Here is a 24,053-nt window from a genome sequence, read left to right on the forward strand (position 1 = left end):
AGCTTAGCGACGCTTGAGTAGCCAGCGTTGCTGACCCTTATAGAAGTCGGGCATTTCATCAATCTGCGCACGATTCAGGGCTGCAAAGACGCGCAGCTGGTTACCTTCACGCTCGAAAATCCAGCTTTGTCCCTGTTCGCCCAATTGCAGCCAAAGGCTATCGAACTCGCCGCTCATGGCGGCACAGTCGCCGGCCAGGCACAGGGCATAGCGTTCTGCGCCTGGTAGGCCTTGCACGCTGCCATCAGCGTTGAATAGCACCAGACCGCCTTCGCCCAAGCCTTCTTCGATCAACCAGGTGCCGCCTAGGTAGGCGCTGTACAAGGCGTGTTCGAAGCTGCTGCCGAGTGGCGCAAGCGGTGCGGGTGCTGCAGGTGCGCGGACAAAGCGTTGTTCCGGCCAGGTAGCGCTTTGTGCCTGCACCAGTTCGCTGCCGCTAAGGTTAAGAAACTCCTGAACATCACCGTAGTAATCTACGCGTAAGCGGCCGTCGGCCTGACGTTCAAACGTGCCCTCATCGCGCTCATAACCGTTGCTGAAACTGGCTAAACGGTGCTGGCTGTCAATCTGCCATTCCAGATTGGGCCCATAGGCGAGCAGGGCTTCGCGAAGGTTGCCACCTGCAGTGGCGGCATCAATGGCCGCTTGGTTGATCCACGTACCGCTAGGGTCGGACGGAGGGCTGGCGCAGCCACTGAGTAAGGCGCAGAACAACAGAGCAGCAGATAGGCTACGCATAGCGCGTCCTCGCAAGGAGAGGGCGGGGCAGCGGCCCCGCCAAGGGACTTATTCAATAACCAGAATAGCGTCCATTTCTACCTGCGAGCCGCGTGGCAGGGCGGCAACGCCGATGGCGGCGCGGGCTGGGTAAGGCTGCTCGAAGTAACGGCCCATGACTTCATTCACTTTGGCGAAGTGCGAAAGGTCAGTGAGGAAGATGTTCAGCTTGACGATGTCTTTGAACGAGCCGCCGGCGGCTTCGGCAACGGCTTTGAGGTTTTCGAATACTTGCACGGTCTGGGCTTCAAAGCCTTCCACCAGCTCCATGGTTTTTGGGTCCAGTGGAATTTGCCCGGACATGTAAACCGTGTTGCCCGCTTTGATGGCCTGGGAGTAAGTGCCGATAGCGGTCGGTGCTTTGTCGCTGGTGATAACGCTCTTGCTCATGGGAACTCCTAAAGACGGTTGAGGGAAATCATGGGCGGCGCATGGCTCGCGCGGCCTGTTAGGCCGCCTAGGGTGGAGGAAAGCCACGGGCACTGTCAAAGTTCAACTAACAGGTGTTGGGTGTGATCAGTTTTGCTCGCGTATCAACCGCGGGCGCGAGTGATGCGGATGACACCAGTCAGGCCGCGCAGCTTCCTGATCACGCGGGCCAGGTGTACGCGGTCATGTACGCTGACCACCAGCTGAACCACGCTGATGCGGCCATCGCGTTCGTCCATGCTGATTTTCTCGATATTGCCGTCGGCGGCATTGACGCTGCCGGCCAGTAACGCAATGAGACCGCGCTGGTGCTCCAGTTCAACGCGCAATTCGACATTGAACTCGCCGGTCACATCCTTGGCCCAGGACAGTTGGATGCATTTTTCCGGGTTGTGGCGGATTTCGCCGATGTTCTTGCAGCTGTCCAGGTGCACCACCATGCCTTTACCGGCAGACAGGTGACCAACAATCGGGTCGCCCGGAATTGGTGTGCAGCACTTGGCGTAACTCAACACCAAGCCTTCGGTGCCGCGGATCGCCAGCGGACCTTCACTGCTCGGCAAGGCTTCGCCGTTGTCACTGAGCAGGCGGCGAGCCACCACATAGGCCATGCGATTGCCCAGGCCAATGTCTTCGAGCAGGTCTTCGAGCACGTCCTGCTGGTATTCGGCGACGACGGTTTGAATCCGCTCAGCCGGAATTTTGTCGAGATGGCTGTCGAAGCTGACGAGTACCTTGTTCAACAAGCGCTCGCCAAGGCTGATGGATTCCGAGCGGCGCTGCAGTTTGAGCGCATGGCGGATGTGCGTCCGGGCCTTACCGGTAACCACGAAGTTCAACCAGGCCGGGTTGGGGCGGGCACCTGGCGCGCTGACGATTTCCACGGTTGAGCCGCTTTCCAGGGCTTGCGACAGCGGGGCTAGGCGGCGGTTGATACGACAAGCAATGCAGGTATTGCCGACGTCAGTGTGCACCGCGTAGGCAAAATCGACCGCGGTGGAGCCTTTCGGCAGCTCCATGATGCGGCCCTTGGGCGTGAACACGTAGACCTCGTCGGGGAACAGGTCGATTTTCACGCTTTCGATAAATTCCAGCGAGTTACCGGCGCGCTGCTGCATCTCTAGCACACCCTTGACCCATTGCCGTGCGCGGGCGTGGCTGCCCTTGGGTTGGTCTTCCTCGTTGGATTTGTACAACCAGTGCGCGGCAATCCCGTTGTTGGCCAGCTCTTCCATTTCACGGGTACGGATCTGGATTTCGATCGGTACCCCGTGCATGCCGAATAGCGTGGTGTGCAACGACTGGTAGCCGTTGGCCTTGGGAATTGCGATGTAATCCTTGAAGCGTCCCGGCAGTGGTTTGTACAGGTTATGCACGGCGCCAAGCACGCGATAGCAGGTGTCGACCTTGTCGACAACGATGCGGAAGGCGTAGACGTCCATGATTTCGTTGAACGCCCGGCGTTTGCCGCGCATCTTCTGGTAGATGCCGTAGAGGTGCTTCTCGCGGCCCGAGACCTCGCCTTCCATGCCTTCGCGAGCAAGGCAGTGGGTGATCGACTCTTCGATCTTGTTGACGATTTCCTTGCGGTTGCCCCGAGCGCGCTTAACCGCTGCGCGGATGCGCTCTGAGCGCATCGGGTGCATGGCCTTGAAACCCAGATCCTCGAACTCGATGCGCATGCTGTGCATGCCCAGACGATTGGCGATCGGTGCGTAGATTTCCAGGGTTTCCTTGGCGATGCGCCGGCGTTTCTCGCCGGACAACACTTCCAGGGTGCGCATGTTGTGCAGGCGGTCGGCCAGTTTGACCAGAATTACGCGGATATCGCGGGCCATGGCCATGGCCATTTTCTGGAAGTTTTCGGCCTGGGCTTCGGCCTTGGTCTCGAAGTTCATCTGGGTCAGTTTACTGACCCCATCGACCAGCTCGGCCACGGACTCACCAAACTGTGTGTCCAGTGCTTCCTTGGCAATGCCGGTATCTTCGATGACGTCATGCAGCATTGCGGCCATCAGGCTCTGATGGTCCATGTGCATATCAGCCAGGATGCATGCCACCGCGAGGGGATGGGTGACATAGGCTTCGCCGCTGCGGCGGCGTTGGCCGTCGTGGGCTTGTTCGGCGTAGAAATAGGCGCGACGGACCAGGTTGACCTGGTCGTCGTCGAGGTAGGTCGAAAGTCTCTCGGCGAGTACATCTATGCTCGGCATGGGAAACTCCCCTGCCGATTCAGATGAACTTGCGCCTGACGACGTCGACCCGGCATAGGCTTACAGAGGCTCGTTTGCCTCTTCCTCGAATGCAGCAAACAGTGGCTCTTCCTCGACGATATCGTCTTGGGCGATGACGTCATAGCTCATAAGGCCGGCAGCGATTTCACGCAGCGCGACGACGGTTGGCTTGTCATTTTCCCAAGCCAGCTTCGGCTCTTTGCCACCGGTAGCCAGTTGGCGCGAGCGCTTGGTGGCGAGCATGACCAGTTCAAAGCGGTTATCAACGTGATCCAGGCAATCTTCGACGGTAACGCGGGCCATGGTGTTCCTCGTAGCAAATGCGTAATAGAGCTGGGCCCAAATGGGCGGGCGGACTGAATAGTCTAAAAAATCACCAGCCTTAAGGGAAGCATTGATTTACCGGTGCACGGTAAGTCAGACCAGTAACTCGCTGAGCAACCCGCTGTGGCGTTGCTGTTGTGGGTTTTGCAGCAGCTGATTGGAGCGGAAAATAGCCTTTAGGTCGCTCAGGGCGTGGGCGAAGTCATCATTGATCAGCAGGTAGTCATATTCGACGTAGTGGCTCATCTCGCTGACGGCTTCACGCATGCGCTGTTCGATGATCTCGCCGCTGTCCTGGCCACGATTGGTCAGACGATGGCGCAGGGCTTCCTGGGTCGGCGGCAGAATAAAGATCGATTTTGACTCGGGCATCAGGCGGCGTACCTGTTGTGCGCCTTGCCAGTCGATTTCCAGGATCAGGTCGAAGCCCTCGCGCAGGGTCTGCTTAACCCATTCCTGTGAGGTGCCGTAGAGGTTGCCGAACACTTCCGCATGCTCGAGGAATTCAGTCTTGTCGAGCATGGCGTGGAACTGCTCACGGCTGACGAAGTGGTAATTCACCCCGTCCACTTCACCCGGACGCATGGCGCGGGTGGTGTGCGAGACGGATACGCGAATCTGCGCCTCGCTGTCGATCAGCGCCTTGACCAGGCTGGTTTTACCCGCGCCGGAGGGGGCGGAAATGATGTACAGGGTACCGGTGGTGATGGTCATGGATCAGTCCTGAAGCGCGTTGTTCGAAGAGTAGCAGTAGCGGTTTGGCTTATTCGATGTTCTGTACTTGTTCGCGCATCTGTTCAATCAGCACTTTCAAGTTAACGGCGGCCTGAGTGCTGCGCGTGTCGAAGGCCTTGGAACCGAGCGTGTTGGCTTCGCGGTTGAGCTCCTGCATGAGGAAGTCCAGGCGCCGGCCCGCTGCACCGCCACTCTTTAATACGCGGCGTACCTCACTGACATGGGTAACCAGGCGATCGAGTTCTTCGGCCACGTCGCTTTTCTGCGCGAGCATCACCAGCTCTTGCTCCAGGCGCTGCGGGTCGAGCTCGGCCTGCATCTCGGCGCAGCGGTCGAGAATCTTCTGGCGCTGGGCAGCCAGCATCTGCGGTACGAGTTCGCGCACGGCAACGACTTCGGCTGCAATGCTGTCCAGGCGCTCGTTGAGCAGCTTGGCCAGTTCTGCGCCTTCACGCAAACGGCCTTGTTTCAGTTCGTCCAGTGCTTGGGTGAAGAGCGCCAGTGCGGTTTTATTGAGTGCCTGCGGATCTGCGGCATCGGCGACCAGCACACCAGGCCAGCCCAGTACTTCCAGCGGGTTGAGTGCGGCGGGCTGCTTGATCAGGCCGGCAATGCTTTCGGCGGCGGCGACCAGTTGTGCGGCGCGCTCTAGGTCGACTTGCAGCGCTTTACCGGCATTGTCATCACTGAAGCGCAGGGTGCATTCGACTTTGCCACGGGAAAGGCCATTGCGCAGCGCTTCGCGCACCGCGCCTTCCAGGTCGCGGAAGGCTTCCGGTAGGCGCAGGTGCGGTTCCAGGTAGCGATGGTTGACCGAGCGTAGCTCCCAGCTCAGGGTGCCGTTGGCGCCGGCCTGTTCGGCGCGGGCGAAGGCAGTCATGCTGTGGATCATGGGGCGAACCTCGCGAAAAGTCGTAACGAAAGGCGCAGGATTGTAGCGCAGTGCGTCAGTGGCTCCCAATTCGGCATGTCAGCACAGGCTTACGTCCCTATAATGGGTGGCAGATTTTTATTCAGAGTAGGTATTCCTAGATGAAACGTCCCAGTGGCCGCGCCGCCGATCAGTTGCGCTCGATTCGTATCACCCGCAACTACACCAAGCATGCCGAGGGTTCGGTGTTGGTGGAGTTTGGCGATACCAAAGTGATTTGCACGGTCAGTGTCGAGTCGGGCGTTCCGCGCTTCTTGAAAGGCCAGGGCCAGGGTTGGTTGACCGCCGAATACGGCATGCTGCCGCGTGCCACCGGTGACCGTAACCAGCGTGAAGCCAGCCGCGGCAAGCAGGGCGGTCGTACTCTGGAAATTCAGCGTTTGATTGGACGTTCGCTGCGCGCGGCGCTGGATATGTCGAAACTGGGCGAAAACACCCTGTATGTCGACTGCGACGTGATTCAGGCCGATGGCGGCACCCGCACTGCCTCCATTACCGGTGCCATGGTGGCGGTGATTGATGCGCTGAAAGTGATCAAGAAGCGGGGCGGCCTGAAAAACGGTGATCCGCTCAAGCAGATGATTGCCGCTGTCTCAGTGGGTATGTATCAAGGCGAGCCAGTGCTGGACTTGGATTATTTAGAAGACTCCGCCGCTGAAACTGACCTCAACGTGGTGATGACCAACACCGGTGGCTTCATCGAAGTGCAGGGCACTGCCGAAGGCGCGCCGTTCCAGCCTGCTGAGCTGAATGCCATGCTGGCCTTGGCGCAGAAAGGCATGACAGAGCTGTTCGAGCTGCAGCAAGCGGCGCTGGCTGACTGATTGAACTTTGCTGCAAGTCGATAACGCAAGGAGAGGCATCATGAGTGACGAGACCCAAGCGCTGCAGCCGGTTCCCGGCCCTGAAGCCCGCCAGTGGGCAATGTTGTGCCATTTCGCGGCGTTTTCTTGGGTTCTCGCGCCTATGGTCGGCAATGTTATCGGCCCACTTATCGCTTGGCAGCTGAAGAAGGATCTCGATCCTTTTGTCGATCAGCAGGGCAAAGAGGCGCTTAACTTTCAGATCACCGTGAGCCTTGCATTGATGGTCTGCGGTTTGCTGGCCTGGATACTGATCGGCTTCCCATTGATGCTGCTGGTCTGTGTGGCTGCGCTGGTGTTGACCGTCATTGCGGGAGTCAAGGCCAATGAAGGTCAGGCGTATCGCTATCCCTTTGCTTGGCGCTTGATCAAATAAGCAGTTGGTAGATGCAAAAAAGCCGACGCATGCGTCGGCTTTTTTCTGCCTGTGGGCTATACGCTGAGAATCCAGTCGTAATCGACGATCAAAGGCGCATGCTGCGAGAAGCGCGGCTGATGCGGCAAGCGGGCGCTGCGAATGCTGCGGCGCATGCCGGGGGTGAGCAGTTGATAGTCGAAGCGGTAGCCCAGGTTGAGCAGCTCGGCCTGCTCGCTGTCTGGCCACCAGCTGAACTGGTCGCCTTCGCGGCTGACTTCGCGCAATGCATCGACATAGCCCATGGAGCCAATCACTTCATCCAGCCAAGCCCGCTCTGGGGCGAGGAATCCCGGTGATTGCTGGCAGTCGCGCCAGTTCTTCACGTCGAGCTTCTGGTGCGCCACGTAGAGCGAGCCACAGTAAATGTACTCGCGGCGCTTGCGGCGCTGCTTGTCCAAATAATGGGTGAAGTCGTCCATGAACTTGAATTTCTGATTCAAGTTCTCATCGCCCTGCTGTCCCGAAGGCATCAGCAAGGTGGCAATACTTACTTTGTCAAAATCAGCTTGCAGGTAGCGCCCATAGCGGTCGGCCATTTCAAAGCCGAGGCCGCTGATTACCGCCTTGGGTTGCAACCGCGAATACAGCGCCACACCACCTTGGGCTGGCACTTCTGCATCGCAGGCATAGAGGAAATAGCCATCCAGTTGGAAGGCTTGGTCATCCAGTTCAAAGGCGGAGGCGCGGGTGTCCTGCAGGCAGATGACGTCGGCATTCTGTGCTTGCAGCCAACTGAGCAAACCGCGCTCGACTGCAGCATGAATACCATTCACGTTCACACTGATGATCCGCATAAATGGCCCCAAAAATCACGTGCGTGTATGATACCCGAGCTCGTCTCTAATAAGTAACTTCCTAGTAAAACCGTGCCGTCCGGGACTTTTTCATGCAAGCGTATCAGCGCGATTTCATCCGTTTTGCCATCGAGCGTGGGGTTCTACGCTTTGGTCAGTTCACGCTGAAATCCGGGCGCGTCAGCCCTTATTTCTTCAATGCAGGCTTGTTCGACAGCGGCCTCGCGCTGGCGCAACTTGGGCGGTTTTATGCCGCGACAGTAGTGGACAGCGGTATCGACTTCGATGTGTTGTTCGGCCCGGCCTATAAAGGCATTCCGTTAGCCGCCACCACCGCGGTGGCGCTGGCGGAGCATCATCAGCGCGATATGCCTTGGTGCTTTAACCGTAAAGAAGCTAAAGATCATGGCGAGGGTGGCACGCTAGTCGGTGCGCCATTGGCCGGTCGCGTACTGATCATCGATGACGTGATCACCGCGGGTACCGCGATCCGCGAGGTGATGCAAATCATCCAGGCGCAGGGTGCCAAGGCGGCTGGTGTGCTGATTGCGCTGAATCGTCAGGAGCGCGGCAAGGGTGAGCTTTCGGCCATTCAAGAAGTTGAGCGTGACTACGCGATGCCAGTCGTGAGCATTGTGTCACTCGAACAAGTACTGGAATATCTGGCAGAGGATGCTGAACTCAAGCAGTATCTCCCGGCGGTACAAGCCTATCGTGCCGAGTACGGAATCTAACCTGCTGATAAAGGTGCTGTATTGTGCATAAATCTGCCCTGACCCGCTGTTCGCTGTTGCTTGGCCTACTGTTGCCGGTTGTGGCAGGTGCAACTGAGTTATACCGCTATGTCGATGACAAGGGCACCACGGTGCTCAGTCGTCAGGGCGTGCCGCCAGAGCACATCGGTAAGGGCTATGAGGTGCTGAACGATCAGGGGCGGGTGGTCAAGGTGATTCCGCCGGCCCCCAGCGCCGAAGAGATGAAGCACATCCTGGCGGAGAAGGCGCGGGCCAGCTCAGATGCACAGCTATTGCGCTTTTACAGCACCCCTGAAGATGTCGAGCGCGCGCGCCAGCGTAAGCTCGCCGAGCTGGATGGCCTGATTGGCGTGGCACGCGGCAACCTGCAGTCCGTCCGTACTCAACAAGCCAACCTGCAAAGCCAGGCGGCCAATCATGAGCGTGCCGGGCGTGCAGTGCCGGCTAACCTATTGGCGCAAATTGACAGCCAAAAGGTTGAGCAAGAACGCCTTAAAAGCGACATCTTGCGTTATCAAGCCATGCGCAAAGCGGCGGACAGCAGTTTCAATGCTGACCGTGATCGGCTCAAGGTCCTGATGGGCCGCAACTAAAACCTATATTTGCGGCGCGCAGCGTTCAAAGGCCGTAACCCTGTCTCTCAGCCATGCCGGCAGTGGGCTGCTGCTGCGGGTTACGCGGTCTGCGTGTACGTAGATCACTTCTCCGACGGTCAGCGCCTGCTCCCCACACCAGATGCCCATGGCAAAGCTCAAGCTAGAGCCGCCCAGGCGGGCGACGCGAATGCCAATCTGCAGTTCATCATCAAAACGAGCGGGTGCTAGGTACTCGAGCACTGTCTTGATCGCGAAGAAGTCGCCGCCGTCACGGCTTAAGTCATCAGGATAGCGAATGCCCAGCGCGCGGAAGTATTCGGTGATGGCGACATCGGCATAGGTTAGGTAATGACCGTTGAAGACGATACTTTGCGGGTCGACCTCTGCCCAGCGCACACGCAGCGTATGGAAAAAGCTGAAAGCTTCGCGAGAAGGCGCAGCTGGCATGGTGTACACCTCGGGCGTGCAGTGTGGGTTCACTGAGCTTCGGTGCTAAGGCAGCCTGCTGCAAGGCCTGCAGCAGGCTATTAAGCGGGCGAATCAGCCTCAATCAACGGGTGATTCGCCCTGCGCATAGGTGCTAGGGGAGTTCGCGGTTGCAGATCAGGGTGCCTACGCCGCTGTCGGTGAAGATTTCCAGCAGCACGGCATTGGGCACTCGGCCGTCAATAATGTGCGCGCTGGTTACGCCACCTTGCACCGCTTCTAGCGCGCAGCGGATTTTCGGCAGCATGCCGCCGTAGATGGTGCCGTCGGCGATGAGGTTGTCGACTTGCTCGGTGGTCAGGCCGGTGAGCACTTCACCCTGCTTGTCCATCAGGCCAGCGATGTTGGTCAGCAGCATCAGTTTTTCGGCCTTCAATGCTTCGGCAACTTTGCCAGCCACCAAGTCGGCATTGATGTTGTAGGACTCGCCGTTTGCACCGACGCCAATCGGCGCGATGACGGGAATAAAGTCACCCTTGACCAGCATGTTGAGCAGGTCGGTATTGATCCCGGTGACTTCACCCACATGACCAATGTCGATGATCTCTGGCTGGGTCATCTCCGGTGTTTGTCGGCTGACCTTGAGCTTCTTCGCTCGGATCAGTTGAGCATCTTTACCGGTCAGGCCGATGGCGCTGCCCCCATGCTGGTTGATCAGGTTGACGATGCTTTTGTTGACCTGGCCGCCGAGCACCATCTCCACCACATCCATGGTGGCGGTGTCGGTGACGCGCATGCCGTCGATAAAGTGGCTTTCGATGCTCAGGCGCTTGAGTAGGTCGCCGATTTGCGGGCCACCGCCATGCACCACCACGGGGTTGATGCCCACGGCCTTCATCAGCACGATGTCACGGGCGAAGCCTTGCTTGAGTTCTTCGCTTTCCATGGCGTTGCCGCCGTATTTGATCACCAGGGTCTTGCCCACGAAGCGGCGGATATAGGGCAATGCTTCGGACAATACCTTGGCGACGTTGGTGGCGGCATCACGTTCGAGGGTCATGCGGGGCTCCTGTAAAAAATTCGCTCATTAATCAGAACGGCAGGTCGAGGTCGGGCACAGCGCTGTAAAGCTGGGCGCGGAATACTTCTTTAATCCGTTCGAGTTCCTGTTCGGTTTCCGCCTCGAAGCGCAACACCAGTACTGGTGTGGTGTTGGACGCGCGCACCAGGCCCCAGCCTTTGGGGTAGTCGACGCGTATACCGTCGAGGCTGGTGATATTGCCTTCACCCCATATGCCATCGCGCTGCAGGCGTTCGATGATGCTGAACTTGCTCTGCTCGGTCACCTCGATATTGATTTCCGGGGTGGAAGTATCATTGGGGAAGGCGCTGAACACGTGATCGGCGTCGCGGCGATCCTGGCTGAGAATCTCCAGCAGGCGGGCTGCGGCGTAGATGCCGTCGTCGAAACCGAACCAGCGCTCCTTGAAGAAAATATGCCCGCTCATTTCGCCCGCCAGCAGCGCGCCGGTTTCCTTCATTTTCTTCTTGATCAACGAATGGCCGGTTTTCCACATCACCGGGCGACCGCCATAGCCGCTGATCAATGGGGTCAGGCGGCGCGTGCATTTGACGTCGAAAATGATGTCGGCCCCAGGGTTGCGCGACACCACATCCTTGGCGAACAGCATCAGCAGGCGGTCTGGATAGACGATGGCGCCGGTATTGGTCACCACGCCGACGCGATCGCCATCACCATCGAAGGCCAGGCCGATATCGGCGTTCTCGCTTTTCACCTTGGCGATCAGGTCCGCCAGGTTTTCCGGCTTGCCGGGGTCCGGGTGGTGATTGGGGAAGTTGCCGTCGACTTCGCAGTAAAGCGGAATCACCGAGCAACCCAGCGACTCAAGCAGTTGTGGGGCGATCACGCCGGCCACACCATTGCCGCAGTCAACGACCACGCGCATGGGCTTGGCCATGGCGATGTCGTCGCGAATTTGCTTGAGGTAGCGATCCAGCACGTCAACCTGCTCGACCGTACCAACGCCGCTGGCCAGGTCGTTGTTGTCGATACGTGCTTTTAGGGCCTGAATCTGCTCGTTGGCCAGGGTGTCGCCGGCGATCACGATCTTGAAACCGTTGTAGTCGCGCGGATTATGGCTACCGGTCAGCATCACCGCCGATTTGCCGGTGAGGATATGCCCGGCGTAATACACCACAGGCGTTGGCACCATGCCGACATCGCTGACGTGACAGCCGCAATCGAGTAGGCCTTGGATTAGTTGCTGCGCCAGCTCTGGGCCGGACAGTCGACCATCACGGCCGACGGCGATGTTCGGTTCGCCCTGGGCAATGCTCTGCGAGCCGATGGCGCGGCCAATCCAGTAAGCGGTTTCGGCGTTCAGGGTGCGGCCGACCACACCACGAATGTCGTAAGCGCGGAAGATGTCAGCCGGCAGCGTTGGCGCTTTCGTTTGCACTGGGGTAGGAGTCGGTTCGTCTAGACCTAGCAAATCTTGATCCTCATCGAGAATATCAATGTCGAGAATATCGGTGTCCTGAAACAACGGGTCGAGCATCGACTCAGCAGGTGCTTGCATGGCAGCGCCGCGCTCTGGGTTGGCATCTGCTGTTGCAGTCGACGCGCTGGCGCGGCGCGGCAGGCGTGCCAGGCTCTGCGCGAGGATATCCAGGGTGGGCAAGCTCAGGCTAAAGGCTTTGACGGCCTTACCAGCGGACAGCTCCTTGAGCATCTGGCCCAACTGCGTTACGTCGCTCAGCAGGTGGCGTTGCAGGCGGCTCTGTAACAGGTAGAGGCCGATTATTGCGCCCGCCAGCGCGAGCAGCCCGGCAAGGGCGAGCATCAGCGGAGAAAATACGGGGCTGGTCAGCGACGGCCCAGGGGTAAAGCTGACCGTCCAGTTGGGGTTGCCGGTGTCGAATGACTGCGCTGCACCCTCGGCCTGGCCGCGTTGGGCGAGCACCTGTGGGGCGGTGTTGTTGAACTGCTGGATCAGCTGAATCTGGCCGATTTCGGCGGGCATCACGGGTAGGCTGGCGAGCAGGCGCTCAAGGTCCACGGCCAGTAGCAGGGTGCCATGCAGCGGCTCACCGTCGCTGAGGCGCAGTGGTGCCGCACTATAGACCAGCCAGCGCTGGCCGACCTTGTAGGCTTCAGGCGCCGGCGTTTGGCCGTTTTCGGTGCGGCGCAGCATGTCCAGTGCGGCAAAGTTCATCGGCGCGCTGCGGCTAGCGTCTTGTACCGCCTGGCTGCGCGCATTTAAGTGGGCATCAACCACGCCGTGCCAGTAGGTGAGATTACGTTCGGCCGCGCGAATCTGGTTGATGTCCTGGCTTTGCAGGGCTTGCAGAAGTTGTGGGTTGCGCGCCGCTGCCTGAGTGTCAGCGCTGAGCTGTTGCAGGGCCTTCTGCAATACGGTCGCCTGGCCGCCGCCCCAGGCTTGGCTGAGTTGCCGCAGTTGCTGCTGATAGGCGCTGTCGAGCGGGCCAAACCAAAGCAGTGCGCCGGCCAGGATGATGCCCGCAACAGCCGCCAGTACCCCAGGTAGCAGGGTATTGAGGTTGCTTTTGGCCGTTTTCGGTTCGGCGGAAGCACTGCTCAACTGGGCGCTAGGGGTCAGTACGTCAGCGTCCTTAGCCGTGCGGGTGAAGAGTTTCATACCGCGTCTCCTCGACATTCATCCTGGAACTAGGTTTTGAGCGATCAGTGGCTACCGGAGTGGCCGAAGCCGCCTGCGCCGCGCTGGCTCTCGTCAAATTGCTCGACCAGCTCGAAGTGTGCCTGCACCACTGGGACGAGGATCAACTGGGCGATGCGCTCACCGATGGCAATGGTGAAGGCGCTTTGTCCACGGTTCCAGCAGGACACCATCAGTTCGCCCTGGTAGTCCGAATCGATCAGGCCGACGAGGTTGCCGAGAACAATGCCATGTTTGTGGCCCAGGCCCGAGCGCGGCAGGATCATCGCAGCGAGACCGGGGTCGCCAATGTAAATCGACAGGCCGGTGGGGATCAGCACGGTTTGGCCCGGCTCGAGAACCAGCTCTTGTTCAAGCATGGCGCGTAGATCGAGGCCCGCAGAACCTGGGGTGGCGTAGTGCGGTAAAGGGAATTCGTTGCCCAGGCGTGGGTCGAGGATCTTGGCTTGTAAGGCGTGCATATCAGGCTCTGTTGTCGGTGATTGGAGCGTCAGCTGCGCGCCATGCGTTCGGCAATAAAGCTCACCAGTTGGCGAGCAATCTTGCTTTTACTGGTCTGCGCGAAGCTGCTCTGCTGGAGCTCACGGTCGATAATGGTGATGGCATTTTCTTCGCTGTTGAAGCCGATGCTGGGGTTAGCCACGTCATTGGCGACGATCAGGTCGAGGTTCTTGTCGCGTAGCTTGCGCGATGCATATTCCAGCAGGTTCTCGGTTTCGGCGGCAAAGCCGACGCTGAACGGGCGGTCGCTGCGGCTTGCCAAGGTGGCGAGGATATCCGGGTTGCGCACCATTTGCAGGAGTAGACCGTCACCGCTGGCTGGATCTTTTTTCAATTTGTGCTGGGCGACCACTTCCGGGCGGTAATCGGCCACCGCGGCGGCGGCAATCAGCAGGTCGCACGGCATCTCAGCCTCGCAAGCAGCGAGCATGTCGCGCGCGCTGGTCACATTGATGCGGGTAACCCGCTCGGGCGTGGGCAGGTGCACCGGGCCGCTGATCAGGGTGACTTTGGCGCCGGCTTCGGCGGCGGCTTCAGCGAGGGCAAAGCCCATCTTGCCGGAGCTGTGATTGGTGATGTAGCGCACCGGGTCGATATTTTCCTGGGTGGGGCCGGCGGTAATCAGCACGTGCTTGCCGGTCAGCGCTTGATGCTGGAAGCAATCCGCGGCGCATTGCACCAACTGCTCGGCTTCAAGCATGCGGCCCAAGCCGAAATCACCACAGGCCTGGCTGCCAGCCGCCGGCCCGAATAGGTGCAGGCCGCGGGTGGTGAGCAGTGCGGCGTTGGCTTGGGTGGCCGGGTCGCGCCACATCGCCTGGTTCATCGCCGGGGCTAGGGCCACGGGTGCATCGGTGGCCAGCACCAGGGTCGTCAGCAGGTCATCGGCCACGCCTTGGGCCAGGCGCGCCATCAGGTCGGCAGTAGCCGGCGCAATCAGCACCAGATCGGCCCAGCGCGCCAGTTCGATATGGCCCATAGCCGCTTCGGCCTCGGGGTCGAGCAGGTCAAGGTGAACCGGGTGCCCGGAGAGCGCTTGAAGGGTGAGCGGGGTAATGAACTCACGACCGCCTTTGGTCATGACCACGCGCACATCGGCGTCTTGGTCTTTGAGTCGGCGAATCAGCTCTGCACTTTTATACGCGGCAATACCGCCGCCTACGCCAACAATGATGCGTTTCCGATACAGTCGCTGCATAGGCCTGCCTTTTATAAAAATGGATTCATCGCCGCGCCGACACCTCCCCAGGCCAAGCGCAGCGCAAAAGTTGGGCTACGATAGCACAGAGCCTGCACTCGAGTAGTACTGCCAAACGCTTGCCAGGCGTGGCTTTGCGGTGCATAGGTGAGGCGGTTTGCCGCGTCTGATAACACAAGGAGGTGTGATGAGTATTCGTGACTGGCCGGCGGCAGAGCGCCCGCGGGAGAAACTCTTGGCCCAGGGTGCCGGTACCCTGACCGATGCGGAATTGCTGGCGATTTTCCTGCGCACGGGTGTGGCCGGCCAAAGCGCAGTCGACCTGGCGCGCCATCTGCTCGGCGACTTTGGCAGCCTGCGGGCGCTGTTGCAGGCGGATTTGCCCTCGTTCAGTCAGCGTCTGGGGCTGGGGCCGGCCAAGTTCGCCCAGTTGCAGGCGGTGCTGGAGATGGCGCGCCGGCATCTGGCCGAACAGTTGCGCCGCGATTCGGCGCTGGAAAGCCCGCAGGCCGTGCGCGATTACCTGAAAGCGCTGCTACGCCATGAGCCGCATGAGGTGTTTGGCTGCCTGTTCCTTGATGCCAAACACCGTGTGCTGGCGTTCGAAGCGTTATTTCATGGCTCCATTGACAGCGCCAGCGTCTATCCCCGGCAGGTGGTTAAACGCGCGCTGGCACATAACGCGGCGGCACTGATTTTGACCCATAACCATCCGTCAGGCGTCGCCGAACCCAGCCAGGCCGACCGGGTGCTGACCCGGCGTTTGAAGGAGGCGCTGGAACTGGTGGATGTGCGCGTACTCGACCACTTTATCGTCGGCGATGGAGAGCCGTTGTCGATGGCCGAGTACGGCTGGCTCTAGGTATCAGGGGGTTAGGCGCACCTTGGCAAAATCCTGGCGGCCGAAGGGGCTGACTTGATAGCTCTCGACCTGTTTGCGCGTTAGCGCGTAGGCGGTTGGGTGAGCTAACGGCAGCCAGAGCGCTTGCTGCTGGATGATTTGCTGCGCTTGCTTGTACAGCTGGCTGCGTTGCGCCTGGTCGCTAGTGCGTTTGCCGTCCGCGATCAGCTGGTCCAGTTGCGGGTCGCAATAGCGGGCGAAGTTCAGCCCGGACTCGACCGAGGCGCAGGAAAATTGTGGCGTGAGGAAGTTATCCGGGTCGCCGTTATCGCCCGCCCAGCCCATAAACAGCAGGTCATGCTCGCCGGCTTTGGCGCGGCGAATCAACTCGCCCCACTCGATCACGCGGATCTCGGCCTTGATGCCGACATTGGCTAAATCGGCCTGCAGCAATTGCGCGCCAAGGCTTGGGTTGGGGTTGAGCACACTGCCGCTGGGGCGGGTCCAAATGGTGGTGCTGAACCCATCCGCCAGGCCAGCTGTTTTAAGCAGTTCTCGGGCTTTTTGCGGATCATGAGGGTAGCCGGGCAACTCGGCGGCGTAGCTCCACGTATTAGGCGGGTAGGGGCCATTGGCCGCCTCAGCGCTGTTTTCAAACACGGCTTGCAGGTAGCTGTTTTTATCAAAGGCCAGGTTGATCGCCTGGCGAACCGCCGCTTGGTCGAGTGGCGGATGCTGGCTATTGATAGCCACGAAGGCGCTCATAAAGGCGGCTGTGTGCACACTCTTTAGGTTGTTATCAGCGGCGATTGCCGTTACATCCTGCGGTTTGGGCGACAGGGCGATATGGCACTCGCCGCGCCGAAGCTTTTGCAGGCGTACGTTGGCGTCAGGGGTGATGGCAAAGATCAGGTTGTCGACCGCCGGTTTGCCGGCGAAGTAGGCTGGATTGGCGCTGTAGCGCACGCTGGCATCTTTCTGGAAACGCTTGAAGATAAATGGACCGCTGCCAATTGGCTGGCTGTTGAGCTTCTCTGGCGTGTTGGCGGCCATGAGCTGTGCGGCGTATTCGGCAGGGTAAATAGAGGCGAAGCCCATGCTGAGAGTCGCGAGGAAGGTCGCTTCGGGACGATTTAGGGTAAAGCGCAGGCTGTGCTCGCCGTTTTTCTCAAGGCTTTTGATCAGGCTTGGCAGTTGCATCGACTGCGCGTGCGGATAGCCACTGGGGGCGACCTTGTACCAGGCATGGGTTGGATCAAGCATGCGCTGGAAGCTGAACAGCACGTCATCGGCATTCAGTGTGCGGCTTGGAGTGAAATAGTCAGTGCTGTGGAAGCTCACATCGGGCCTAAGGGTAAAGCTATAGCTCAGGCCGTCCGGACTGACTTCCCAGGTTTTCGCCAGGCTTGGCTGCAGGGTGCCGCTGGCTGCATCGAACTCCACCAGGCGATTCATCAGCACGTCGGCTGAAGCGTTGGTAGTGGTCAGTGAGTTATATTGCACCACGTCAAAACCGTCTGGACTGGCTTCGGTGCAGACGCTGAGTGTGCTGGCCTGGGCCAGTGCAGGAGCCATTAGCGGGGCAAGCAGCAGCGGGAGAAAGGCGAGGCGCATAACAAACTCCAGAGTCAGGTGGCGCGTGACGAAGGCTTTACCCTAGGCCATTACTCGGCAGCAGGGCAATGAATCTTGGCGACGAGCGGTTGATCTATACAATCCCTACCAATAGCTGGCTTTGCGGGGGTAAACGACGGCACGGCTTGACTGAGGAAAGAACGTTTATTCTTGTTGCGCTTTGGGGTTTCTGGTATAAAGCAGCGCTCTTTTGTAGGGGCCCGGTTCTTGCGCTTTCAGGTACGGCCGGTAAGACCCTCGAGATACGCGGCGCTGCGCGCCAAGATTGAATATTAGCGGCCAACCCATGCCGGGTTGGGCATGTGGTTTTAGAGGGCTGAGGCATGTCGAGAGTCTGTCAAGTTACCGGTAAGGGTCCGGTAACTGGGAATAACATTTCCCACGCAAACAACAAAACCCGTCGTCGTTTCCTACCGAACCTGCAGCATCACCGCTTCTGGGTCGAGTCTGAGAACCGTTTCGTCCGTCTGCGCGTTTCTGCTAAAGGCATGCGTTGCATCGACAAGCGTGGTATTGACGTCGTTCTGTCCGAGCTGCGTGCTCGCGGCGAAAAGGTTTAAGGGGAAAGTCATGCGTGAATTGATCCGTTTGATCTCGAGTGCCGGTACTGGTCATTTCTACACTACCGACAAAAACAAGCGCACCACTCCGGACAAGATCGAAATCAAAAAATTCGATCCGGTTGTGCGTAAGCACGTGATCTACAAGGAAGGCAAGATCAAGTAATTGATCTGGCTCCTTGCCGAAAAGCCCGCTTTTATAGCGGGCTTTTTCTTGCCTGCGATTTGGCATGGTAAGCCTTGGGCGATAAAAGATGGCCTAGAGCCATTTTTAGCGATACCTGGGCGACGGTCCTGAGAGGCGACTAGGAATGGCAGGCGATAAAAAGCCCGCGCAAGGCGGGCTAAAGGGTGCCGCATGAAGTTGATGGATCAGCTGGCGGCTTGCTCGAAGATCACATAGACCTTGCGGCAGGGCTCCAGCACTTCCCAGGTGCCGGAAAAACCGGCTGGGATGACGAAGCGGTCGCCGGTGCGCAGGGTCTTGGCGTTGCCGTCCTGGTCACGTAACACCGAGACGCCCTGCAGAATCTCGCAGTACTCGTGCTCGGTGTAGTTAATGTTCCACTGGCCCACTGCGCCTTCCCATATCCCCGTGTTGAATTGCCCGCATGGGCTGCCGTAGTGATTACGCACGCTCTGCTCAGGGTCGCCTTTGAGGACTTTTTCCGCCGCTGGGCGGTAGTGCTCGGGTGGGGTGGTGGCTTGGGCGAAGTCGACGATCTGCTCGATATTCATATGAGGGTCCAGTCAGGCGTGTGGTCAGTTGAATGACAATTTCGGCAGTCTATGTTTAATAAAGCGCACATAACAAGGCGGCTTTGCCTCTATTTGTAAAAAATATTGGAACTGTGCAGGCCGCTGGTTTAGTGTTGCCGGCACGATTGGGTTTGCAGACCCATGCACAATAATTGACAGCGCGTGCGGCCAGACTGCGGCGCCTTACTTGCGATAGAGGATGTTCGAATGACTAGCCTGACTCGTGCCGATTGGGAACAGCGCGCCAAAAATCTGAAGATTGAAGGGCGCGCCTTTGTTCATGGCGAGTACCGTGCGGCAGTTTCGGGTGACACCTTTGAGTGCATCAGCCCGGTCGATGGCCGTGTGCTCGGCCAGGTGGCCAGCTGTGATCTGGCCGACGCCGAGCTGGCTGTGGCGGATGCACGGGCCACCTTCGAGTCGGGTGTTTGGTCACGCATGGCGCCGGCGCAGCGCAAGCGCGTGATGATTCGTTTCGCTGACTTGATGGATGCCCACGCTGAAGAGCTGGCGCTGCTGGAAACCCTCGACATGGGCAAGCCAATCAGCGACTCCCTGGGCGTTGATGTGCCGGGTGCCTCCCGGGCGATTCGTTGGAGCGGCGAAGCGGTCGACAAGATTTACGACGAAGTCGCGGCCACACCGCATGACGAGCTGGGCCTGGTGACCCGTGAGCCAGCGGGTGTCGTCGCGGCCATCGTGCCATGGAACTTCCCGATGATCATGACCTGCTGGAAGCTCGGGCCGGCGTTGTCCACCGGTAATTCGGTGATCGTCAAACCGTCCGAGAAGTCGCCGCTAACCGCGCTGCGTCTGGCCCAGCTGGCCCTCGAAGCCGGTATCCCGGCTGGCGTTCTCAACGTGCTGCCTGGTTATGGCCACACCGTGGGTAAAGCACTGGCGCTGCACATGGATGTCGACACCCTGGTGTTTACCGGTTCGACCAAGATTGCCAAGCAGCTGATGATCTATGCAGGCGAATCGAACATGAAGCGCGTGTGGCTGGAGGCCGGCGGCAAGAGCGCTAACATCGTCTTCGCCGATGCACCGGACCTCAAGGCCGCCGCCGAAGCGGCCGCTGCGGCGATCTGTTTCAACCAGGGCGAAATGTGCACTGCTGGCTCACGCCTGCTGGTAGAGCGCTCAATCAAGGATCAGTTTATGCCCATGGTGGTTGAAGCCATGCAGAGCTGGAAAGCCGGTTATGCCTTGGACCCCGAGAGCAAGGTTGGCGCGCTGGTCGATGCCGGTCACCTGAATGCCGTGCTCGGTTATATCGACGCCGGCCACAAGGACCAGGCCAAGCTGCTTTGCGGCGGCAAGCGCACCCTGGAAGAGACGGGCGGCCAGTATGTTGAGCCGACCATCTTCGATGACGCGCACAACGCCATGCGCATCGCTCAGGAAGAGATCTTTGGCCCAGTGTTGACCGTCATTCCGTTCGACAGCACCGAGGAAGCCATTCAGATCGCCAACGACAGCATCTACGGTCTGGCAGCCGCCATCTGGACAAGCAACCTGTCCAAGGCCCACCTGGCCGCTAAAGCCCTGCGCGTTGGCAGCATGTGGGTCAACCAGTACGACGGTGGTGACATGACCGCGCCGTTTGGCGGTTATAAGCAGTCGGGCAACGGCCGTGACAAGTCGCTGCATGCCTTTGACAAGTACACCGAGATCAAGGCGACCTGGATCAAGCTGTAAGCCAAGAACACTCGGCCGGCCCGTGGTCGGCTTGGCAGAAGTAAGCCTGCGGCCGGGCTCCTCGTCAGGAGCCCGGCCGTTGCTTTTCTGCCGTGGTGCAGTTGAGCCATTAGCCTCATGGGATGGGGGTTGAGTAAATGAAGTGGGCAACCTATTTCGCCGTCAGTGCGACGGTGGTCGTTGTCGGGCTGGCGCTGGGGGTGACCCTGCCACTGGTGTCGTTTCGCCTGGAGTCGTGGGGCTATGGCCCTTTTGCGATTGGCGTGATGGCGGGTATGCCGGCTGTCGGTGTGTTGCTCGGTGCGCGCTTGACCGGGCACCTGGCCGGCTGGTTCGGTACGCCGCAGACTCTACGGCTGTGCCTGCTTGCCAGTGCTGCATCGGTGGCGTTGCTCAGTGTCATGCCCAGCTATCCGTTGTGGCTGCTGTTGCGGTTGTTGATCGGTATCTCCCTAACCGTGGTGTTTGTACTCGGCGAAAGCTGGATTAATCAGCTGGTCGAGGACCGTCTGCGCGGCCGTTTAGTGGCCCTGTACGGCACCGGTTTTGCGCTCAGCCAGCTGTGTGGGCCATTGCTGCTGACTTTGCTAGGCACCGACAGTGACCGCGGATTCTGGTTTTCGGCAGGCTTGTTGATCTTCGGCAGCCTGCTCCTGCTCGGTCGCGACGGGGCGCCCAAGGTTGATGCGCAAAGTGCCTCCGGGCGCGGTGTGCTGGCGTTCTGCCGAGCGTCGCCGGCGATTTCCTGGGCGGTGGTGCTGTTTGCTGCTTTCGAAGCCATGGTGCTGACTCTGCTGCCGGTGTACCTGGTGCGCGAAGGCTTTGCTCAGCAACTGGCGTTGATTATGGTCAGCGTGGTGGTGGTGGGCGATGCCGCGCTGCAGTTGCCGCTAGGTTGGATGGCCGACCGGGTGCCGCGACAGATGCTGTTCCGCTGTTGTGGGGTGGTGTTGCTGATATCCAGCCTGAGCATTCCGCTGCTGTTGCACACGCCGCTGATCTGGTCTGTGTTGCTGTTGTTCGGTGCGAGCGCTGGCGGGTTGTACACCCTGTCGCTGATTCTGGTCGGTCAACGCTATCGTGACGATGCCCTGGTGCGGGCCAATTCGCATATCGCCTTGCTCTGGGGCGCTGGCTGCCTGCTTGGGCCGCTGTCGACCGGGGCTGCCAGTCAATGGATCAGCGGGCATGCCTTGCCGATGCTGATGGCAGTAGGCGCGGCTGGGTTTGTTTGGCTGGCATTTCGGCGGGGGGCGTTTAGCGAGGTGGCGGTGCCGCGCTGAGCTGCTGGGAGGAGGCGTGATGATAGGTGTCATCACGCCCCTTGGTCGTTAGACCAGTTCTTTCAGGCGGTGCCAGAGCATGCCCAGCGCCAGTAGGGGCGAGCGCAGGTGTTTGCCGCCAGGGAAGGTCATGTGCGGCACCTTGGCGAACAGGTCGAAGCCATTGCTTGCTTGGCCGGCAATGGCCTCGCCCAGCAGCTTGCCCGCCAGGTGGGTGGCGTTGACGCCGTGGCCCGAGTAAGCCTGGGCGTAAAACACATTGGGCTGGTCTTTGAGGCGGCCGATTTGTGGCAGGCGGTTGGCGCCGATGCCGATCATGCCGCCCCACTGATAGTCGATACGTACGTCTTTCAGGTGCGGGAACACCGCCAACATTTTTGGCCGCATATAGCCGGCGATGTCTACCGGGTCGCGACCAGAATAGTGGCAGGCACCACCGAATAGCAGGCGGCGATCGGCGGACAGGCGGTAATAATCGAGCGCCACGCGCTGGTCGCACAAGGCCATGTTCTGCGGGATGATCGCCCGCGCTTCGGCCTCGGACAGCGGTTCGGTGGCAATCACATAGCTGCCTGCAGGTAGCACTTTGCCGCCCAGATTGTTGTTCAGGCCATTCAAATAAGCGTTACAACCCAGTACCAGGTTGGCCGCGCGCACCACGCCCCGGGCGGTGTGCACCTTCACCTCGTTACCGTAGTCGATGCGCATAACTGCGGAATCTTCAAACAACTGCACCCCCAGGCTCTGCGCCGCTGCAGCTTCGCCGAGCGCCAGGTTGAGCGGGTGCAGGTGACCGGAGCCCATGTCGATCATGCCGCCGACATAACGGTTGGAGCCGACCACTTCATGCATCTGCTGGGGTTGCAGCAGGCGCATTTCGTGGCGATAGCCCAGTTGCTTGAGTTCGGCCATGTCCTCGGCGAAGTCATCGAGGTGGCTGGGTTTGTTGGCCAGGTCGCAATAGCCCCAGGTCAGGTCGCAGTCGATATTGAAGTGCTCGATGCGCTGGCGGACGATTTCCACCGCTTCCAGGCCCATCAGTTTCAGTTCGCGTACACCTTGGCTGCCGATCACCGACTCGAATTGTTCAACGCCATGGCCGACGCCGCGAATCATTTGTCCGCCGTTGCGTCCGCTGGCGCCCCAGCCAATTTTGTGGGCTTCTAGGAGCACCACCGAGAGGCCTTTCTGCGCCAATTCGATGGCTGTGTTGAGGCCAGAGAACCCTCCGCCGACAATGCAAACATCAGCCCGCAGCTCGCCCTCCAGGGTGGGGTAGGCCAGTTGGCGATTGCTGCTGGCGGCGTAATAGGAGTTGGCGTGTTGGCTGCTATGAGCGGGCTGGTGAACGCGGGCGTTCATGTGTGGAATCCTGATTATTATGTTTGGAAAATTTTACGAAGAATAAGCGCGGGGTTTAGCAAACGCCAAGAGGTAATCGGCAATTAACCGGTTTTTTGTCGATTAATCGGCCCGCTTCCTCGAAATGGGCTGTCGTGCGGTTACTATGCCGGCCACTGTTTCAGGACCCTACCCATGAGTTGCACCCGCCGCAAAATCGACCAGCTGCGTTTGCAGATTCCCAGTTTCGCCTGTGTGCCGGGTTGTCACGACTGCTGCGGCCCGGTGACGGCCTCGTCCGAAGAAATGTCGCGCCTGCCGGTAAAAAGTGACGCCGCGCACGACGCCGCCTTGGCCGAATTCAATTGCGTGCACCTAGGCCCGCAAGGCTGCACGGTGTATGACCAGCGGCCGCTGATTTGCCGGCTGTTTGGCACCACGGCCAGCCTGCCGTGCCCGCGTGGCCAAGGCCCGGAGCAGATGATTGAGCCTGCAGTAGAGCAGCAGGTGCATAACCTGATTGCTAGCACGCGCCAGGTGCTGGTGTAGGTTGGCGCAGCGATACTCAAAGCGTTAGCTGCGGCCGGCTCCCCGTGCTACTCGGCAATCGGCAGGCTCAGGCTCTCTTTCACTTCTTCCATGACGATGTAGCTCTTCGACTCGCGCACGTGCGGCAGCTTGAGCAGGATGTCGCCGAGCAATTTGCGGTAGCTGGCCATCTCGTTGATCCGTGCCTTCACCAAGTAGTCGAAATCCCCGGACACCAGGTGGCATTCCAGCACGTGCGGCAGCTTCAGCACGGCGCGGCGGAACTCCTCAAAAGTATCGCCAGATTTGTAATCCAGGCTGATCTCGACGAACACCAGCAGGCTGGCCTTGAGCTGCTGCGGGTTAAGGCGGGCGTGGTAGCCCATGATGATGCCTTCACGCTCCAGGCGGCGCACGCGCTCGGTACAGGGCGTGGTCGACAGGCCAACCCGCTCGCCCAGCTCGGTAAAGCTGATACGCCCATCTTCCTGCAGGATGCGCAGGATGTTGCGGTCGATTTTGTCCAGTTCACGACGGCTCTGATGCTGAGTGCGCACGGTGGATACCCCTCTGTATAAGGCGATATTGCCAATAATTGTCGCCAAATATAGCTATTTATATAGTGAAAAGCACTGCTGATCTCTTCCTATACTGCGCTCAATTGTGATCTCAAGAATTATCCGTCGCGCTGGGTCGCGACGAGGA

Annotated in this window: 26 protein-coding genes; 10 read left to right on the forward strand and 16 right to left on the reverse strand. The window is 59.5% G+C overall.

The window, feature by feature from the left end:
* Window positions 1-3 precede the first annotated feature (3 nt).
* From N1078_RS04570 to N1078_RS04595, 6 genes are all read right to left on the reverse strand, one after another.
* Window positions 4-738 carry a hypothetical protein gene (locus tag N1078_RS04570; RefSeq protein ID WP_274087024.1) on the reverse strand — a complete coding sequence of 245 codons (735 nt, stop codon included), beginning with the start codon at window positions 736-738 and terminating at the stop codon, window positions 4-6.
* Between the two features lie 48 nt (window positions 739-786).
* Window positions 787-1,167 (reverse strand): RidA family protein, encoded by a 381-nt coding sequence (locus N1078_RS04575; protein ID WP_274087025.1) that lies wholly within the window; start codon window positions 1,165-1,167, stop codon window positions 787-789.
* 143 nt (window positions 1,168-1,310) lie between these two features.
* A complete protein-coding gene (spoT, locus tag N1078_RS04580) occupies window positions 1,311-3,419 on the reverse strand; it encodes a bifunctional GTP diphosphokinase/guanosine-3',5'-bis pyrophosphate 3'-pyrophosphohydrolase (protein ID WP_274087026.1) in 2,109 nt (702 codons plus the stop codon).
* Window positions 3,420-3,479: 60 nt separating this feature from the next.
* Window positions 3,480-3,743, reverse strand: coding sequence for a DNA-directed RNA polymerase subunit omega (gene rpoZ, locus N1078_RS04585; protein ID WP_090250565.1), 264 nt, complete (start codon window positions 3,741-3,743; stop codon window positions 3,480-3,482).
* 114 nt (window positions 3,744-3,857) lie between these two features.
* Entirely contained in the window at window positions 3,858-4,478 is a 621-nt protein-coding gene (gene gmk / locus N1078_RS04590; protein ID WP_274087027.1) for a guanylate kinase, read from the reverse strand.
* 49 nt (window positions 4,479-4,527) lie between these two features.
* Window positions 4,528-5,391 carry a YicC/YloC family endoribonuclease gene (locus N1078_RS04595; protein WP_274087028.1) on the reverse strand — a complete coding sequence of 288 codons (864 nt, stop codon included), beginning with the start codon at window positions 5,389-5,391 and terminating at the stop codon, window positions 4,528-4,530.
* Between the two features lie 140 nt (window positions 5,392-5,531).
* On the opposite strand from N1078_RS04595, the gene rph reads away from it, so the two are divergent.
* Together rph and N1078_RS04605 are read left to right on the forward strand one after the other, a co-directional pair.
* Complete coding sequence (rph, locus tag N1078_RS04600; RefSeq protein WP_090240705.1) at window positions 5,532-6,254, forward strand: ribonuclease PH; 723 nt, start codon at window positions 5,532-5,534, stop codon at window positions 6,252-6,254.
* A 40-nt stretch (window positions 6,255-6,294) separates the two neighbouring features.
* Complete coding sequence (locus tag N1078_RS04605; protein ID WP_274087168.1) at window positions 6,295-6,669, forward strand: DUF4870 domain-containing protein; 375 nt, start codon at window positions 6,295-6,297, stop codon at window positions 6,667-6,669.
* A gap of 56 nt (window positions 6,670-6,725) precedes the next feature.
* Here N1078_RS04605 and N1078_RS04610 read toward each other — a convergent pair whose 3' ends face one another.
* Window positions 6,726-7,505, reverse strand: coding sequence for an exodeoxyribonuclease III (locus tag N1078_RS04610; protein ID WP_274087029.1), 780 nt, complete (start codon window positions 7,503-7,505; stop codon window positions 6,726-6,728).
* A 92-nt stretch (window positions 7,506-7,597) separates the two neighbouring features.
* Here N1078_RS04610 and pyrE point away from each other — a divergent pair, with 92 nt between their 5' ends.
* Together pyrE and N1078_RS04620 are read left to right on the forward strand one after the other, a co-directional pair.
* On the forward strand, window positions 7,598-8,239 hold the full coding sequence (gene pyrE / locus N1078_RS04615) for an orotate phosphoribosyltransferase (RefSeq protein WP_274087030.1): 642 nt from the start codon (window positions 7,598-7,600) through the stop codon (window positions 8,237-8,239).
* A 23-nt stretch (window positions 8,240-8,262) separates the two neighbouring features.
* Window positions 8,263-8,853 carry a DUF4124 domain-containing protein gene (locus N1078_RS04620; protein ID WP_274087031.1) on the forward strand — a complete coding sequence of 197 codons (591 nt, stop codon included), beginning with the start codon at window positions 8,263-8,265 and terminating at the stop codon, window positions 8,851-8,853.
* Between the two features lie 3 nt (window positions 8,854-8,856).
* Here N1078_RS04620 and N1078_RS04625 read toward each other — a convergent pair whose 3' ends face one another.
* From N1078_RS04625 to coaBC, 5 genes are all read right to left on the reverse strand, one after another.
* Window positions 8,857-9,303, reverse strand: coding sequence for an acyl-CoA thioesterase (locus tag N1078_RS04625; RefSeq protein WP_274087032.1), 447 nt, complete (start codon window positions 9,301-9,303; stop codon window positions 8,857-8,859).
* 133 nt (window positions 9,304-9,436) lie between these two features.
* Entirely contained in the window at window positions 9,437-10,342 is a 906-nt protein-coding gene (gene argB / locus N1078_RS04630; protein ID WP_274087033.1) for an acetylglutamate kinase, read from the reverse strand.
* 31 nt (window positions 10,343-10,373) lie between these two features.
* Window positions 10,374-11,762: a phosphomannomutase/phosphoglucomutase gene (gene algC / locus N1078_RS04635; protein WP_274087169.1), complete on the reverse strand. Its 1,389-nt coding sequence runs from the start codon at window positions 11,760-11,762 to the stop codon at window positions 10,374-10,376.
* 1,244 nt (window positions 11,763-13,006) lie between these two features.
* A complete protein-coding gene (gene dut / locus N1078_RS04640) occupies window positions 13,007-13,462 on the reverse strand; it encodes a dUTP diphosphatase (RefSeq protein ID WP_274087034.1) in 456 nt (151 codons plus the stop codon).
* A 29-nt stretch (window positions 13,463-13,491) separates the two neighbouring features.
* Window positions 13,492-14,700, reverse strand: coding sequence for a bifunctional phosphopantothenoylcysteine decarboxylase/phosphopantothenate--cysteine ligase CoaBC (coaBC, locus tag N1078_RS04645; RefSeq protein WP_274087035.1), 1,209 nt, complete (start codon window positions 14,698-14,700; stop codon window positions 13,492-13,494).
* A gap of 187 nt (window positions 14,701-14,887) precedes the next feature.
* On the opposite strand from coaBC, the gene radC reads away from it, so the two are divergent.
* Window positions 14,888-15,562, forward strand: coding sequence for a RadC family protein (radC, locus tag N1078_RS04650; protein WP_274087036.1), 675 nt, complete (start codon window positions 14,888-14,890; stop codon window positions 15,560-15,562).
* A gap of 3 nt (window positions 15,563-15,565) precedes the next feature.
* On the opposite strand, the gene N1078_RS04655 is transcribed toward radC, so the two are convergent.
* Window positions 15,566-17,155 (reverse strand): ABC transporter substrate-binding protein, encoded by a 1,590-nt coding sequence (locus N1078_RS04655; protein ID WP_274087037.1) that lies wholly within the window; start codon window positions 17,153-17,155, stop codon window positions 15,566-15,568.
* Window positions 17,156-17,499: 344 nt separating this feature from the next.
* Here N1078_RS04655 and rpmB point away from each other — a divergent pair, with 344 nt between their 5' ends.
* Together rpmB and rpmG are read left to right on the forward strand one after the other, a co-directional pair.
* On the forward strand, window positions 17,500-17,736 hold the full coding sequence (rpmB, locus tag N1078_RS04660; RefSeq protein ID WP_090240685.1) for a 50S ribosomal protein L28: 237 nt from the start codon (window positions 17,500-17,502) through the stop codon (window positions 17,734-17,736).
* Between the two features lie 10 nt (window positions 17,737-17,746).
* Entirely contained in the window at window positions 17,747-17,902 is a 156-nt protein-coding gene (gene rpmG, locus N1078_RS04665) for a 50S ribosomal protein L33 (protein ID WP_007894709.1), read from the forward strand.
* A gap of 206 nt (window positions 17,903-18,108) precedes the next feature.
* Here rpmG and N1078_RS04670 read toward each other — a convergent pair whose 3' ends face one another.
* Window positions 18,109-18,474, reverse strand: coding sequence for a cupin domain-containing protein (locus N1078_RS04670; RefSeq protein WP_274087038.1), 366 nt, complete (start codon window positions 18,472-18,474; stop codon window positions 18,109-18,111).
* Between the two features lie 228 nt (window positions 18,475-18,702).
* On the opposite strand from N1078_RS04670, the gene N1078_RS04675 reads away from it, so the two are divergent.
* Entirely contained in the window at window positions 18,703-20,196 is a 1,494-nt protein-coding gene (locus N1078_RS04675; protein WP_274087039.1) for an aldehyde dehydrogenase, read from the forward strand.
* A gap of 137 nt (window positions 20,197-20,333) precedes the next feature.
* Window positions 20,334-21,479 (forward strand): MFS transporter, encoded by a 1,146-nt coding sequence (locus N1078_RS04680; protein WP_274087040.1) that lies wholly within the window; start codon window positions 20,334-20,336, stop codon window positions 21,477-21,479.
* A gap of 48 nt (window positions 21,480-21,527) precedes the next feature.
* Here the strand turns inward: N1078_RS04680 and N1078_RS04685 are convergent, their stop codons facing one another.
* On the reverse strand, window positions 21,528-22,841 hold the full coding sequence (locus N1078_RS04685; protein ID WP_274087041.1) for an NAD(P)/FAD-dependent oxidoreductase: 1,314 nt from the start codon (window positions 22,839-22,841) through the stop codon (window positions 21,528-21,530).
* A gap of 174 nt (window positions 22,842-23,015) precedes the next feature.
* Between N1078_RS04685 and N1078_RS04690 the strand changes: the two genes are divergently transcribed.
* The gene (locus tag N1078_RS04690; protein WP_274087042.1) at window positions 23,016-23,369 is read left to right on the forward strand and encodes a YkgJ family cysteine cluster protein; all 354 of its coding nucleotides are present in this window, start codon (window positions 23,016-23,018) and stop codon (window positions 23,367-23,369) included.
* 47 nt (window positions 23,370-23,416) lie between these two features.
* On the opposite strand, the gene N1078_RS04695 is transcribed toward N1078_RS04690, so the two are convergent.
* A complete protein-coding gene (locus N1078_RS04695) occupies window positions 23,417-23,905 on the reverse strand; it encodes an Lrp/AsnC ligand binding domain-containing protein (protein WP_090240673.1) in 489 nt (162 codons plus the stop codon).
* Window positions 23,906-24,053 lie beyond the last annotated feature (148 nt).

The sequence above is a fragment of the Pseudomonas sp. MIL19 genome, from assembly GCF_028680365.1.
GTDB lineage: Bacteria > Pseudomonadota > Gammaproteobacteria > Pseudomonadales > Pseudomonadaceae > Aquipseudomonas > Aquipseudomonas spirodelae.